Genomic DNA, 13,266 nt, shown 5'->3' on the forward strand with positions numbered 1-13,266 from the left:
ACCCCCCAGGGAGTGGACGTGAGCGACAACCAACTGCGGATCGTCTGGATCTACCCGGACCTGCTCAGCACCTACGGCGACCAGGGCAACGCCCTGGTGGTGGAGCGCCGGGCCCGGCAGCGCGGCCTGGACGTGGCCCGGCTCGACGTGCGCAGCGACCAGCCGATCCCGACGTCCGGGGACATCTACCTGATCGGCGGCGGCGAGGACCGCCCGCAGCGGCTGGCGGCCGAGCGGCTGCGCCGGGACGGCGGGCTGTACCGGGCCGTGGAGAACGGGGCGATCGTCTTCTCGGTCTGCGCCGGGTACCAGATCCTCGGCCACGAGTTCATCAACGACCTCGGCCAGCGCGAGCCCGGCCTCGCCCTGCTCGACGTGGTCTCCACCCGCGGCGAGGGCGCCCGCTGCGTCGGCGACGTCCTCGCGGACATCGACCCGAGGCTCGGCCTGCCGCCGCTGACGGGCTTCGAGAACCACCAGGGCGTCACCCATCTGGGTCCCACCGCCCGCCCCTTCGCCCAGGTCCGCTTCGGCAACGGGAACGGCACGGGCGACGGCGGCGAGGGCGCGTACAACGACACGGTCTTCGGCACCTACATGCACGGCCCGGTGCTCGCGCGCAACCCGCTGATCGCCGACCACCTGCTCAAGCTGGCCCTCGACGTCAACGCGCTGCCGCCGACCGACGACCGCTGGTACGAGGCGCTGCGCACCGAGCGGATCGCCGCCGCCCAGCAGCCCGCCTGAGGAGCGCCCGCGTCAACACCCGCGTCAACGTCCCGAAGACCGTCCGGGGATGCCGTCGAGAGCCCGTCTGATATCGCATCCGCACAGGTGAGCGGGGGTTCGTCCAGCAGGCGGACGGACAGTACGGCCGCGCCCTTCCGTACCGCTAGGGTGGCGGGGATCCGAACCGGACAGCGCGGTCCGGTCCTCGTGCCCACGCGGAGAAGGTATCTCGGGCTATGCGCATTGGTGTCCTCACGTCCGGCGGTGACTGCCCCGGTCTGAACGCCGTCATCCGGTCGGTGGTCCACCGCGCCGTCGTCGACCACGGGGACGAGGTCATCGGCTTCCGGGACGGCTGGCGCGGCCTGCTGGAGTCCGACTACCTCAAGCTCGACCTGGACGCGGTCAGCGGCATCCTGGCCAGCGGCGGCACCATCCTCGGCTCCTCCCGGGTCCGCCCGGAGCAGCTGCGGGACGGGGTGGAGCGCGCCCGCGGCCACGTCCGGGAGCTCGGTCTGGACGCCATCATCCCGATCGGCGGCGAGGGCACCCTGAAGGCCGCGCGGCTGCTGTCGGACAACGGTCTGCCCATCGTCGGCGTGCCGAAGACCATCGACAACGACATAGCGGTCACGGACGTGACCTTCGGTTTCGACACCGCCGTGACCGTCGCCACCGAGGCGCTGGACCGGCTGAAGACCACCGCCGAGTCCCACCAGCGGGTGCTGATCGTGGAGGTCATGGGCCGCCACACCGGCTGGATCGCGCTGCACTCAGGCATGGCGGCCGGGGCGCACGCCGTGGTCGTCCCGGAGCGGCCGTTCGACATCGAGGAGCTGGCCGCGAAGGTCGGCGCCCGGTTCGCGGCGGGCAAGCGGTTCGCGATCGTGGTCGCGGCCGAGGGCGCCAAGCCGAGGCCCGGCACCATGGACTTCGACGAGGGCGGCAAGGACGTCTACGGCCATGAGCGCTTCGCCGGGATAGCGCGCCAGCTCTCCGTGGAGCTGGAGGAGCGGCTCGGCAAGGAGGCCCGGCCGGTGATCCTCGGCCATGTGCAGCGGGGCGGGACGCCGACCGCGTACGACCGGGTGCTGGCGACCCGCTTCGGCTGGCACGCGGTGGAGGCGGTGCGCCGCGGGGAGTTCGGCCAGATGACGGCGCTGCGCGGGACGGACATCGTGATGGTGTCGCTCGCGGAGGCGGTCGAGTCGCTGAAGACGGTGCCGGACGCGCGGTACGACGAGGCGCAGTGCGTGCTGTGAGCCGCCGCTGACCCGCCGCACCGGCCGCCCGGCGGCCGGTGCGGCGGGTGCGGGCCCGCGCCGTCCGGCGCCGTGCCCGGCCGTCCGCGCACGGGGCCGTTCGGCCCGCCCCGGTGACGGATGCCGCCGGGGGCGGTTCTAGTCTGGGGGGCGGACGGACAGTGCTCAAACCCCACGAAACGGAGCCGGCGGATGGATCACAGCGGGCACGGCATGACGACGGATCTGCCGCCGTTCACGCTGGAGCGCGGTCTCGCGTGGTCGGCGGACCCGTTCTTCCTGGTCGCCTGCCTCCTGGGGCTGGGTCTGTACGGCTGGGGCGTGGTCCGTCTGGTGCGGCGCGGCGACAAGTGGCCGGTGGGCCGGACCGTCGCGTTCGTCATCGGGGTGCTGAGCATCGGCGCGGTGATGTGCACCCGGCTCAACGACTACGGCATGGTCATGTTCAGCGTGCACATGGCGCAGCACATGGTCATCAGCATGGTGGCGCCGATCCTGGTGCTGCTGGGCGCCCCGGTGACGCTGGCGCTGCGGGCCCTGCCGCCGGCCGGGCGGGGCCGCAAGGGTCCGCGCGAGCTGCTGCTCATGCTGCTGCACAGCCGCTACATGCGGGTGATCACGCATCCGGGCTTCACCATCCCCATGTTCATCGCGAGCCTGTACGCGCTGTACTTCACCCCGCTGTTCGACTTCCTGATGGGCTCGCGCACCGGGCACGTGACGATGATGGTGCACTTCTTCGCGGTCGGCATGGTCTTCTTCTGGCCGATCATGGGCGTCGACCCGGGGCCGCACCGTCCCAGCCATCTGATGCGCATCCTGGAGCTGTTCGCGGGCATGCCGTTCCACGCGTTCTTCGGCATCGCGGTGATGATGGCGACCGAGCCGCTGGTGGAGACCTTCCGCGAGCCCCCGGCCTCGTTGGGCCTGGACGCGCTGGCCGACCAGAGCGCGGCGGGCGGCATCGCCTGGGCGTTCAGCGAGGTGCCGTCCGTGCTGGTGCTGATCGCGCTGCTGTTCCAGTGGTACGCCTCGGACCAGCGGCAGGCCCGGCGCACCGACCGGGCCGCCGACCGGGACGGCGACAAGGACCTGGAGGCGTACAACGCCTATCTCGCCTCGCTGAACGCCCGGGGCACCTGAGCACCGGGGGCCACCGGAGCGGCGAGGGGCGCGCGGCACCCGAGGGGTGTCCGCGCGCCCCTCGCGCACATCCGTTCGCACCAGGGTCTGACGTTCGGGCGGAACCGGGGCACCATGGAGGGCAACGGACCACGAGGAGGGTGTCGCGATGCCCGGTTCCACGGACAGTTCGACCAAGACCATGGGGGTGCTCACCGTCGGCGGCCTGATCGCCGTGACGGGGTACACGGTGACGCTCGGGAGCAACGGCTGGCTGTGGTTCGGCTGGGTCCTCCTGGTCCTGATCACCCTCGGCATGGTGGCCACCCGCGGCTCGTGAGCCGCGGCCCGTCGCGGGGCGCCGCTCAGGGGCGTCCCGGCGGGCCGGCCGGGTGGACCCCCGGCTGGTACTTGGGCACCCGCACGGTGATCCGCATGCCCGCTCCGACGGCGGTCTCGATGACCAGCCCGTGGTCGTCCCCGTACACCTGGCGGAGCCGGTCGTCGACGTTGGACAGGCCGATGCCGCCCGAGGGGCTGACCTCCCGGGCGAGGATGCGGCGCAGCAGTCCGGGGTCCATGCCGGCGCCGTCGTCCTCGATGACGACCAGGGCCTCGGCGCCCGCGTCCTGGGCGGTGATCTGGATGCGGCAGCGGTCGGCCTTGCCCTCCAGGCCGTGCTTGACGGCGTTCTCCACCAGCGGCTGGAGGCAGAGGAAGGGCAGCGCCACCGGGAGGACCTCGGGGGCTATCTGGAGGGTGACCGAGAGGCGGTCGCCGAAGCGGGCCCTGACCAGCGCCAGGTAGTGGTCGATGGCGTGCAGTTCGTCGGCGAGCGTGGTGAAGTCGCCGTGCCGCCGGAAGGAGTAGCGGGTGAAGTCCGCGAACTCCAGCAGCAGTTCGCGGGCACGCTCGGGGTCGGTGCGGACGAAGGACGCGATCACGGCCAGCGAGTTGAAGATGAAGTGCGGGGATATCTGGGCCCGCAGCGCCTTGATCTCCGCCTCGATCAGCCGGGTGCGGGACTGGTCCAGGTCGGCCAGCTCCAGCTGGACGGAGACCCAGCGGGCCACCTCCCCCGCCGCGCGGACCAGGACGGCGGACTCCCGGGGCGCGCAGGCGACCAGGGCGCCGTGCACCCGGTCGTCGACGGTGAGCGGGGCGACGACCGCCCAGCGCACCGCGCAGTCGGGGGTCCCGCAGGTCAGGGGGAAGGCCTCGCCCCGGCCGCTCTCCAGGGGCCCGGCCAGCCGCTCCATGATCTCGGTGCGGTGGTGGGCGCCGACCCCGTCCCAGACCAGGACCTCGGTGAGGTCGGTGAGGCACAGCGCGTCGGTGCCGAGCAGGGAGCGCAGCTTGCGGGCGGACTTGCGGGCGGTCTCCTCGGTCAGTCCGGCCCGCAGCGGGGGCGTGGCCAGGGAGGCGGTGTGCAGGGTCTGGAAGGTGGCGTGCTCCACCGGGGTGCCCAGCCCGCCCAGGTGCGGGGTGCGGGCGGTGCGGCGGCCCAGCCAGAACCCGGCGGCCAGCAGCGGCAGCACGGCGACGACCAGTCCGGCGACGAAATCGCTCACGGGGCGCTCTCCGTCCGCTGCCGGGCGCCCCGGGGTTCGTCGCCCCGCAGCTCCTCGGCCCGCAGTTCCTCGGGCAGGTGGAAGCGGGCCAGGATCGCCGCCGTCCCGGACGGGACCCGGCCCGGGGTGGCCAGCGACACCAGCACCATGGTGAGGAAGCCCAGCGGCACCGACCACAGCGCGGGCCAGGCCAGCAGCGCGTGCAGGGCACCGCCGCCGCCCGGGAAGCCGCCCATGGTGGCGGCGACGGCGAGCAGCGCGGAGCCGCCGCCGACCAGCATCCCGGCCGAGGCGCCGGGCGGGGTCAGGCGGCGCCACCAGATGCCGAGGACCAGCAGGGGGCAGAAGGAGGAGGCGGAGACGGCGAAGGCGAGGCCAACGGCGTCGGCGACGGGCAGCCCGCCGACGAGGGCGCTCGCGCCGAGCGGCACGGCCATGGCGAGGACGGTGCCGAGCCGGAAGTGCCGCACGCCCCGGGAGGGCAGGACGTCCTGGGTGAGGACGCCGGCGACGGCCATGGTGAGCCCCGAGGCGGTGGACAGGAACGCGGCGAAGGCACCTCCGGCCACCAGCGCGCCGAGCAGGTCGCCGCCGACGCCCCCGATGACCCGGTCCGGCAGCAGCAGCACGGCGGCGTCCGCCTCGCCGGTGAGGGTCAGTTCGGGGGCGTAGAGGCGGCCGAGGGCGCCGTACAGGGGCGGCAGCAGGTAGAAGGCGCCGACGAGGGCGAGGACGGCGACGGTGGTGCGGCGGGCGGCGACGCCGTGCGGGCTGGTGTAGAAGCGGACCACGACGTGCGGCAGGCCCATGGTGCCGAGGAAGGTGGCGAGGATCAGCCCGTACGTGGCGTAGAGCGGGCGTTCGGTGCGGCTCTCGGCGCGGGAGGGCGACAGGGCGTCGTCGGCGCCGTGCCCGGCGGCCGGGACGGGGGTGCCCGGGGCGAAGGTGAGGCGGGTGCCGGCCGCGATGCGGTGGGTGCCCTCGGGCAGGGTGAGCCGGGTGCCGTCGTGGGCGCGGCCGTCCACGGTGCCGTCGACGGTGACGGTCAGCGGCCGGTCGAGGCGGAGGGCGAGGGCGCCGTCGACGCGGACGGAGCGCTGCTCGCGGAAGGTGACCGGCTCGTCGAAGGCGCGGCCGGGGGCGCCGTCGCCCTGCCAGGCGAGGACCAGGAAGAGGGCGGGGACGAGCAGGGCGGTGAGCTTCAGCCAGTACTGGAAGGCCTGGACGAAGGTGATGCTGCGCATGCCGCCGGCGGCGACGATGGCGATGACGACGAGGGCGACGATCACGCCGCCGAGCCAGTCGGGGGCCCCGGTGAGCACGGTCAGGGTGAGCCCGGCCCCCTGGAGCTGGGGCAGGAGGTAGAGCCAGCCGACGCCGACGACGAAGGCGCCGGCCAGCCGCCGCACGACCTGGGAGGCGAGCCGCGCCTCGGCGAAGTCGGGCAGCGTGTAGGCGCCGGAGCGGCGCAGCGGGGCGGCGACGAAGAGCAGCAGGACGAGGTACCCGGCGGTGTAGCCGACCGGGTACCAGAGCATGTCGGGGCCCTGGACGAGGACGAGTCCGGCGACGCCGAGGAAGGAGGCGGCGGAGAGGTACTCGCCGCTGATGGCGGCGGCGTTGAGGCGCGGGCCGACGGTGCGGGAGGCGACGTAGAAGTCGGAGGTGGTGCGGGAGACGCGCAGGCCGAAGGCGCCCACCAGGACGGTGGCGACGACGACGAGGGCGACGGCGGGTATCGCGTAGTTCGGGTTCACGGGCGGCTCGGCGGGCGGTGGGCGGTGGCGCCGCGGCGGGGGGCCGGGGCGGTCACCGGTCCTCGACCAGTCGGACGAAGTCGCGTTCGTTGCGTTCGGCGCGGCGCACGTACCAGCGGGCGAGCAGGACGAGGGGGGCGTACAGGGCGAAGCCGAGGACGGCCCACTCCAGGCGGCGGGCGGCGGGCACGACGGCGAACAGCAGCGGCAGCGGGCCGACCAGCAGGCCGAGCACGGCGAACGCGGTCAGTCCGGCGCGCAGTTGGCTGCGCATCAGGGAGCGGACGTAGGTGTGGCCGAGGGTGGTCTGCTCGTCGATCTCGGTGCGCGGCCGGTAGTGGCCGGAGGCGTGCGGATGGCGTCCGCGCGCGCGGAGCCGGGCGTGCGGCGGGGTGCGGCGGGGCGGGGCGGTGACGACGACGCGGCGTTCGGCGGGTTCCGGGGGCACGGTTCACGGCCTCCGCATCAGCAGGTCGCGCAGTTCGCGGGCGTGGCGGCGGCTGACCTGGAGCTCCTCGGCGCCGACCAGGACGCTGACGCTGCCGGTGTCCAGGCGCAGTTCGCCGATGTGGCGCAGGGCGACGAGGTGGCGGCGGTGGATGCGGACGAAGCCGCGGGCCCGCCAGCGCTCCTCCAGGGTGGAGAGCGGGACCCGGACGAGGTGGCTGCCCCGGCCGGTGTGCAGCCGGGCGTAGTCGCCCTGGGCCTCGACGTGGGTGATGTCGTCGACGGCGACGAAGCGGGTGACGCCGCCGAGTTCGACGGGGATGTGGTCCGGGTCGGGTTCGTGGACGGGGACGCGCGGGGCGATGGCGGCGGGGTCCCCGCCGGGACCGGTGCCGGTGGCGGTGCCCTGGCGCTCGGCGGCGCGGCGCACGGCCTCGGCGAGCCGTTCCCGGCGGACGGGTTTGAGGACGTAGTCGACGGCCTTCAGGTCGAAGGCCTGGACGGCGAAGTCCTCGTGCGCGGTGACGAAGACGACCAGCGGGGGCCGGGCGAAGCCGCCGAGCAGCCGGGCGAGGTCGAGGCCGTCGAGGCCGGGCATCTGGATGTCGAGGAAGACCACGTCGATGGCCTCGGGGCCGTCCGGTCCGGACTCCAGGGCGCGGTTGATGCGGCGCAGCGCCTCGGTGGCGTCGCCCGCTCCCTCCGCCCCGGCGACGCGCGGGTCGGCGTTGAGCAGGTAGAGCAGTTCCTCCAGGGAGGGACGTTCGTCGTCGACGGCGAGGGCGCGCAGCATGAACGTGGAGTGTAGGTGGAATCCGCACGGGTGGACATGCGTCGGCGGGGGCGCTCCGCTCCCGGTGCGCCGCGGCGGGGCCGCGGGAGGTGCCGGAGCGCCCCCGCGGACGGCCCCGGGGGCGGGCGGCGCTGGCTACAGTGCGGGCATGAGCAGCAGGCCCGCCCCGTTCGACGAGCTCGACCGGAAGATCGTCACCGCGCTGATGGACAACGCCCGCGCCTCCTTCGCCGAGATCGGCGCGGACGTCGGACTCTCCTCGACGGCGGTCAAGCGCCGGGTGGACCGGCTGCGGGAGACCGGTGTGATCACCGGCTTCACGGCGACGGTCCGGCCGTCGGCGCTGGGCTGGCGCACCGAGGCGTACGTGGAGGTGTACTGCGAGGGCGCGGCTCCGCCGAGGCGGCTGGCGGAGGTGGTGCGCGGCTATCCGGAGATCACGGCGGCGATGACGGTGACGGGCGGGGCGGACGCGCTGCTGCACGTGCGGGCGCGGGACGTGGAGCACTTCGAGGAGGTGCTGGAGCGCATCCGGGCGGAGCCGTTCATCCGGAAGACCATCAGCGTGATGGTGCTGTCCCATCTGATCCCGGACAGTCCGGAGGCCGCGGCCAGCCAGCCGGCGCCGGATGACGCAGCAGTGCTGCGCGAGGAGGGCGGACCACGCAGCGTTCTTGCGTGAACGCGCAGCCGATCACGCTTGTCGCCCGCCGGGGCCGGTTCCTACCGTGGTGTCATAACACCGTCACGTTCCGTGAGGAACCGGAGGGACCCCTCGTGCCCGACCCCCTCGTGCCGCGCCACCGGCGTTTCCTGGTCTGCGAGCCCAGGTTCTACGACGTGCGCTACGCCATCAACCCGTGGATGCGCCCCGCCACGCCCGTGGACGTGGGCCTGGCGCTGACCCAGTGGCGCGCCCTGGTCGACGCCTACCGCGCGCACGGCCACACCGTGGACCGGGTGGCTCCGGTGCCCGGGCTGCCGGACATGGTGTTCGCCGCCAACGCGGCGCTCGTGCTCGACGGCCGGGTCCTGGGCTCGCGGTTCCACGCGCCGGAGCGGCGCCCCGAGTCGGCCCCCTACGAGGCGTGGTTCAAGGACGCCGGCTTCGAGGTCCACCATCCGGCCGCCACCTGCGAGGGCGAGGGGGACCTGGTGCCGGTGGGACGGCTGATCCTCGCCGGTACGGGGTTCCGCACCTCCCGCGAGGCCCACGACGAGACGCAGGAGTACTTCGGCCGCCCGGTGGTCTCGCTGACCCTGGTGGACCCGTACTTCTACCACCTGGACACCGCGCTGTTCGTCCTCGACGACGGCCGCGGCCCGGACGGCACCGGGTCCGGCGACGGGAACATCGCCTACTACCCGGAGGCGTTCTCGCCGGGCAGCCGGGAGGTGCTGGAGCGGCGCTTCCCCGACGCGGTCCCGGCCACCCGGGAGGACGCCACGGCGTTCGGGCTGAACTCCGTCAGCGACGGCCGCCATGTGTTCCTGTCGCCCGGCGCGGGGGAACTCGCCGGGCGGCTGGCCGACCGGGGCTACGTCCCCGTCCCCGTCGACCTGTCCGAGTTCCTGAAGGCCGGGGGCGGCGTCAAGTGCTGCACCCAGGAGATCCGGGAGGCCCGTTCATGACACCGTCCGCCGACACCCGCGGCTCCGCCGCGCTGATCCGCGCGGAGGACTCCGTCCTCGCCCACAACTACCACCCGCTGCCCGTGGTGGTGGCGCGCGCCGAGGGCGTGTGGGTGGAGGACGTGGAGGGCCGCCGCTACCTGGACATGCTGGCCGGGTACTCGGCGCTCAACTTCGGCCACCGCCATCCCGATCTGGTGGCGGCCGCGCACCACCAGCTCGACCGGCTCACCCTGACCTCGCGCGCCTTCCACAACGACCGGCTGGCCTCCTTCGCCGAGCGGCTGGCCGCGCTGACCCGCACCGACATGGTGCTGCCGATGAACACCGGCGCCGAGGCGGTGGAGAGCGGCATCAAGATCGCCCGCAAGTGGGCCTACGACGTCAAGGGCGTCCCCGCGGACCGGGCGACGATCGTGGTGGCCGCGGACAACTTCCACGGCCGGACGACGACGATCGTGAGCTTCTCCACGGACGCGACGGCCCGCGCCGGCTTCGGCCCGTTCACCCCCGGCTTCCGGGTGGTGCCGTACAACGACCTGGCGGCCCTGGAGGAGGCGGTCGACGCGACGACGGCGGCGGTGCTGATCGAGCCGATCCAGGGCGAGGCCGGGGTCAACATCCCGGACGACGGCTATCTGGCCGGGGTGCGGGATCTGACCCGCCGGGCGGGCTGCCTGTTCGTCGCGGACGAGATCCAGTCGGGGCTGGGCCGCACCGGGCACACCCTCGCGGTGGACCACGAGTCGGTCGCCCCGGATCTGGTGCTGCTGGGCAAGGCGCTGGGCGGCGGCATCGTGCCGGTGTCGGCGGTGGTCGGCCGCCGCGAGGTGCTGGAGGTGCTGCGGCCGGGCGAGCACGGTTCGACGTTCGGGGGCAATCCGCTGGCCGCCGCGGTCGGCACGGCGGTGGTGGAGCTGCTGGAGACGGGCGGCTTCCAGCTCCGGGCGGCGGAGCTGGGCGGGGTGCTGCGCGAGGGACTCGGGAAGCTGGTGGGCCGGGGCGTCACCGGCTTCCGCGCACGGGGCCTGTGGGCCGGGGTGGACGTCGACCCGGAGATCGGCACCGGCCGCGAGATCGGCGAGCGGCTGCTGCGCGAGGGCGTGCTCGTCAAGGACACCCACGGCTCCACCATCCGGCTGGCACCCCCGCTGACGATCACCGAGGAGGAGCTGCGGGGGGCGCTGGCAACACTGGAGAAGGTCCTGACCACCTGAGCCCCCGAGGGGCCGCCCGCCCCGGGGGCCGACGGTCCCGGGACCGGCCGTCCCGGGACCGGGGCACCGGGGCCAGGCCGACCCGGTGCCCCGGTCCCGTCCCCGGGGATCACCCGGGCCGCGCGGGTCGCTCCTGCCACGCGGGTCCCGGTCGCCCGGCGTCCCGAGGGCCCCGGGGGGTGCCGGCCCCGAGCGCGACGGTCCGTGGCCCGGCCGCGCGACGGCGCGACCGCCCCGGTGTCCCCCGCGAGCCGCGAGCCGGGCCGCCCCGGCGGCTCCGCGTCCCGGCCGGGGTCCCGGCGCATCGACCGGGGCTCCGGCCCTTCCCCGACCCCCGGGGGCGGGGCATCCGGCCCGACGCCCCGTCCCCGGGCACACCGTCCCCGTCCCGGGCCCCGCCGCCCCGCCCTCGCCGCCCCGCCCCCGGCCGCACTCCGCGCCGGGGGCACGGGCGTGCCCGGGCGGGCGTCAGGCCGGGCCGCGGTCCTCGTCGAGCCGTTCCACGTGCCGTACGTTCTCCCGGTCCCCGGCGTCCTGGCTCGGCTCGGCCGCGAACCAGGCGTCGAGGATCTCCCCGAGCAGCGGACCCGACGTCAGCCGCAGGCCCAGGGCGAGCACATTGGCGTCGTTCCAGCGGCGCGCCCCGTCCGCGGTCCCGGCGTCGGTGCACAGGGCGGCCCGGACGCCGGGCACCTTGTTGGCGGCGATCGACGCGCCGGTGCCGGTCCAGCAGCACACCACGGCCTGGTCGGCACGGCCCTCGGCGACGTCCCGGGCCGCCCGCTCGGAGCACACCGCCCACCGGGCGTCGGCCCCGGGCCGCAGCGCGCCGTGCGCCAGCACCTCGTGTCCGCGGCCGCGCAGCTCCTCGACGAGCAGACGGGCCACGGGTTCGTCCATGTCGGAGGAGACGGAGATCCGCATGGGACGAGCCTACGGGCTTCCCGCCGGGATGTCCGGGGCCCCGGCGGAGCCTCCGTGTGAGCCGAATGCGACCGGCCCGCCACCCGTTCGGCGCTCCCCGTGAGCGAGGTCGCGAAAATACGACGCCCGATCCGGGGAACAGTACGACCTGAGAACCATCGGTACCCGCAGAAGCTCCCGGTACGAGCGTCAGCTCCGCAGGTGAGCGGTATGCCCCCGGAAAGGAAGTCGCCACGTCCTCCCCCGAGAACGGTCAGGTCCCCGATTCGGCCGCGGTCAAGCGCCATCCGACCCTGTTCCGTGCGATCAGGCGCCGGCAGAACCCCCGGCTGCGCCGCTCCGACATCACGGTGACGGACGAGGCCGCGGTCAAGCGCGCGGTGAAGGCGGCCTCGCTGGGCAACGCCATGGAGTGGTTCGACTTCGGCATCTACGCCTATCTGGCCGGAACCATCGGGCGGGTGTTCTTCCCGTCCGGCAGCGACACCGCGCAGCTGCTGTCGTCCTTCGCCACCTTCGCCGTCGCCTTCCTGGTGCGGCCGCTGGGCGGCATGGTCTTCGGGCCGATGGGCGACAAGATCGGCCGCAAGAAGGTGCTGGCGCTGACCATGATCCTGATGGCCATCGGCACCTCGGCCATCGGCCTCATCCCCAGCTACGCCACCATCGGCTACTGGTCCCCGGTGCTGCTCATCCTCTTCCGCCTGCTCCAGGGCTTCTCCACCGGCGGCGAGTACGGCGGGGCGTCCACCTTCATCGCCGAGTACGCGCCCGACAAGCGGCGCGGCTTCTTCGGCAGCTTCCTGGAGCTGGGCACCCTCGCCGGATACGCCACCGCGGCCTCCCTGGTCACCGGGCTCACCGCCTGGCTGGGCCACGACGGCATGGACTCCTGGGGCTGGCGGGTGCCGTTCCTCGCGGCGGCGCCGCTCGGCATGATCGGCATCTATCTGCGGCTGCGGCTGGACGACACCCCCGCCTACCTCAAGCTGGAGGACTCCACCGTCCACGTCTCCGACGCGGCGGACGCGGTGGAGACCACGGCCCGGGGCGACCTCGCGGAGATCTTCCGCTCCCACTGGCGTCCGCTGGTGCTGTGCATCGCGCTGGTCGGCGCGTACAACATCACCGACTACATGCTGCTGTCGTACATGCCGACGTACCTGTCGGACGAGCTGGACTACAGCGTGACCCACGGGCTGCTGATCCTGGTGGCCACGATGGTGCTGCTGATGCTGATCATCAACCAGGTGGGGCGGCTGTCGGACCGCTTCGGCCGGCGGCCGCTGCTGATGACGGGCATGCTCGGCTTCCTCGTGCTGTCGGTGCCGTCCTTCGTGCTGGTGCGCGAGGGCGGGATGATCGCGGTCACCAGCGGCATGCTGATGCTGGGCCTGTCCCTGGTGTGCCTGCTGGGGACCATGTCGGCGGCGCTGCCCGCGATGTTCCCGACCAACGTCCGCTACGGGTCCCTGTCGGTGGGCTACAACCTGTCGGCGTCCCTGTTCGGCGGCACCACCCCGCTGGTGATCACCGCGCTGATCGGCGCCACGGGCTCCGAGATGATGCCCGCCTACTACGCGATGGCCGCGGCCCTGGTCGGCGTGGGCGCGGTGGCCTGCATGAAGGAGACCGCCCGTCGCCCGCTGGAGGGGTCGCCCCCCTCGGTGCAGACGGAGGAGGAGGCGGCGGCCATCGTCGAGTCGCAGGCACAGACGCCGAAGTTCTGAGCGGCGGCCCCGGACGTCCCGGGGCGGAACGCACCGCGGGGCGGTGGGACGGGCGGTGAGCGCCCGTCCCCCGCCCCGCGGC

General features: G+C 74.0%; 13 protein-coding genes. 8 read left to right on the forward strand and 5 right to left on the reverse strand.

The features are described 5' to 3' along the window. Window positions 1-18 precede the first annotated feature (18 nt). The 4 genes from ACZ7LB_RS21050 to ACZ7LB_RS21065 all read left to right on the forward strand — a co-directional run bounded on the left by ACZ7LB_RS21050 (window position 19) and on the right by ACZ7LB_RS21065 (window position 3,453). Entirely contained in the window at window positions 19-747 is a 729-nt protein-coding gene (locus ACZ7LB_RS21050; RefSeq protein WP_471470207.1) for a type 1 glutamine amidotransferase, read from the forward strand. Between the two features lie 218 nt (window positions 748-965). Continuing rightward, window positions 966-1,991, forward strand: a complete 1,026-nt coding sequence (locus ACZ7LB_RS21055) for a 6-phosphofructokinase (RefSeq protein WP_471470209.1) — start codon at window positions 966-968, stop codon at window positions 1,989-1,991. A gap of 192 nt (window positions 1,992-2,183) precedes the next feature. Continuing rightward, the gene (locus ACZ7LB_RS21060) at window positions 2,184-3,134 is read left to right on the forward strand and encodes a cytochrome c oxidase assembly protein (RefSeq protein WP_365206482.1); all 951 of its coding nucleotides are present in this window, start codon (window positions 2,184-2,186) and stop codon (window positions 3,132-3,134) included. A 148-nt stretch (window positions 3,135-3,282) separates the two neighbouring features. Further along, entirely contained in the window at window positions 3,283-3,453 is a 171-nt protein-coding gene (locus ACZ7LB_RS21065; protein ID WP_471470211.1) for a hypothetical protein, read from the forward strand. 25 nt (window positions 3,454-3,478) lie between these two features. Here ACZ7LB_RS21065 and ACZ7LB_RS21070 read toward each other — a convergent pair whose 3' ends face one another. The 4 genes from ACZ7LB_RS21070 to ACZ7LB_RS21085 are packed head-to-tail and all read right to left on the reverse strand — an operon-like array spanning window position 3,479 to window position 7,681. Continuing rightward, window positions 3,479-4,684 (reverse strand): sensor histidine kinase, encoded by a 1,206-nt coding sequence (locus ACZ7LB_RS21070; RefSeq protein ID WP_471470213.1) that lies wholly within the window; start codon window positions 4,682-4,684, stop codon window positions 3,479-3,481. After that, window positions 4,681-6,441 carry a sodium/solute symporter gene (locus tag ACZ7LB_RS21075; protein WP_471470215.1) on the reverse strand — a complete coding sequence of 587 codons (1,761 nt, stop codon included), beginning with the start codon at window positions 6,439-6,441 and terminating at the stop codon, window positions 4,681-4,683. Before ACZ7LB_RS21075 ends, ACZ7LB_RS21070 begins: the two co-directional genes overlap by 4 nt. A 52-nt stretch (window positions 6,442-6,493) precedes the next feature. Then, window positions 6,494-6,889 (reverse strand): hypothetical protein, encoded by a 396-nt coding sequence (locus ACZ7LB_RS21080; RefSeq protein WP_471470217.1) that lies wholly within the window; start codon window positions 6,887-6,889, stop codon window positions 6,494-6,496. A 3-nt stretch (window positions 6,890-6,892) separates the two neighbouring features. Continuing rightward, window positions 6,893-7,681 carry a LytR/AlgR family response regulator transcription factor gene (locus tag ACZ7LB_RS21085; protein ID WP_471470219.1) on the reverse strand — a complete coding sequence of 263 codons (789 nt, stop codon included), beginning with the start codon at window positions 7,679-7,681 and terminating at the stop codon, window positions 6,893-6,895. Between the two features lie 148 nt (window positions 7,682-7,829). Between ACZ7LB_RS21085 and ACZ7LB_RS21090 the strand changes: the two genes are divergently transcribed. The 3 genes from ACZ7LB_RS21090 to rocD all read left to right on the forward strand — a co-directional run bounded on the left by ACZ7LB_RS21090 (window position 7,830) and on the right by rocD (window position 10,530). Then, window positions 7,830-8,363, forward strand: coding sequence for an Lrp/AsnC family transcriptional regulator (locus ACZ7LB_RS21090; RefSeq protein ID WP_471470220.1), 534 nt, complete (start codon window positions 7,830-7,832; stop codon window positions 8,361-8,363). A gap of 95 nt (window positions 8,364-8,458) precedes the next feature. After that, complete coding sequence (gene ddaH / locus ACZ7LB_RS21095) at window positions 8,459-9,313, forward strand: dimethylargininase (protein ID WP_471470221.1); 855 nt, start codon at window positions 8,459-8,461, stop codon at window positions 9,311-9,313. Then, window positions 9,310-10,530, forward strand: a complete 1,221-nt coding sequence (gene rocD / locus ACZ7LB_RS21100; protein ID WP_471470222.1) for an ornithine--oxo-acid transaminase — start codon at window positions 9,310-9,312, stop codon at window positions 10,528-10,530. Before ddaH ends, rocD begins: the two co-directional genes overlap by 4 nt. 468 nt (window positions 10,531-10,998) lie before the next feature. Here the strand turns inward: rocD and ACZ7LB_RS21105 are convergent, their stop codons facing one another. Beyond that, window positions 10,999-11,454 (reverse strand): RpiB/LacA/LacB family sugar-phosphate isomerase, encoded by a 456-nt coding sequence (locus tag ACZ7LB_RS21105; RefSeq protein WP_471470223.1) that lies wholly within the window; start codon window positions 11,452-11,454, stop codon window positions 10,999-11,001. Between the two features lie 293 nt (window positions 11,455-11,747). Here ACZ7LB_RS21105 and ACZ7LB_RS21110 point away from each other — a divergent pair, with 293 nt between their 5' ends. Then, window positions 11,748-13,184, forward strand: coding sequence for an MFS transporter (locus tag ACZ7LB_RS21110; protein ID WP_471470389.1), 1,437 nt, complete (start codon window positions 11,748-11,750; stop codon window positions 13,182-13,184). Window positions 13,185-13,266: the final 82 nt, after the last annotated feature.

The sequence above is a fragment of the Streptomyces sp. NPDC107521 genome, from assembly GCF_055598485.1.

What these genes read in the sequence shown, in the direction of transcription:
- ACZ7LB_RS21065 (WP_471470211.1), top strand. Translation starts at nt 3,283, where the DNA reads ATGCCCGGTTCCACGGACAGTTCGACCAAGACCATGGGGGTGCTCACC.
- ACZ7LB_RS21060 (WP_365206482.1), top strand. Translation starts at nt 2,184, where the DNA reads ATGGATCACAGCGGGCACGGCATGACGACGGATCTGCCGCCGTTCACG.
- ACZ7LB_RS21090 (WP_471470220.1), top strand. Translation starts at nt 7,830, where the DNA reads ATGAGCAGCAGGCCCGCCCCGTTCGACGAGCTCGACCGGAAGATCGTC.
- ACZ7LB_RS21085 (WP_471470219.1), bottom strand. Translation starts at nt 7,681, where the DNA reads ATGCTGCGCGCCCTCGCCGTCGACGACGAACGTCCCTCCCTGGAGGAA.
- ACZ7LB_RS21105 (WP_471470223.1), bottom strand. Translation starts at nt 11,454, where the DNA reads ATGCGGATCTCCGTCTCCTCCGACATGGACGAACCCGTGGCCCGTCTG.
- rocD (WP_471470222.1), top strand. Translation starts at nt 9,310, where the DNA reads ATGACACCGTCCGCCGACACCCGCGGCTCCGCCGCGCTGATCCGCGCG.
- ACZ7LB_RS21055 (WP_471470209.1), top strand. Translation starts at nt 966, where the DNA reads ATGCGCATTGGTGTCCTCACGTCCGGCGGTGACTGCCCCGGTCTGAAC.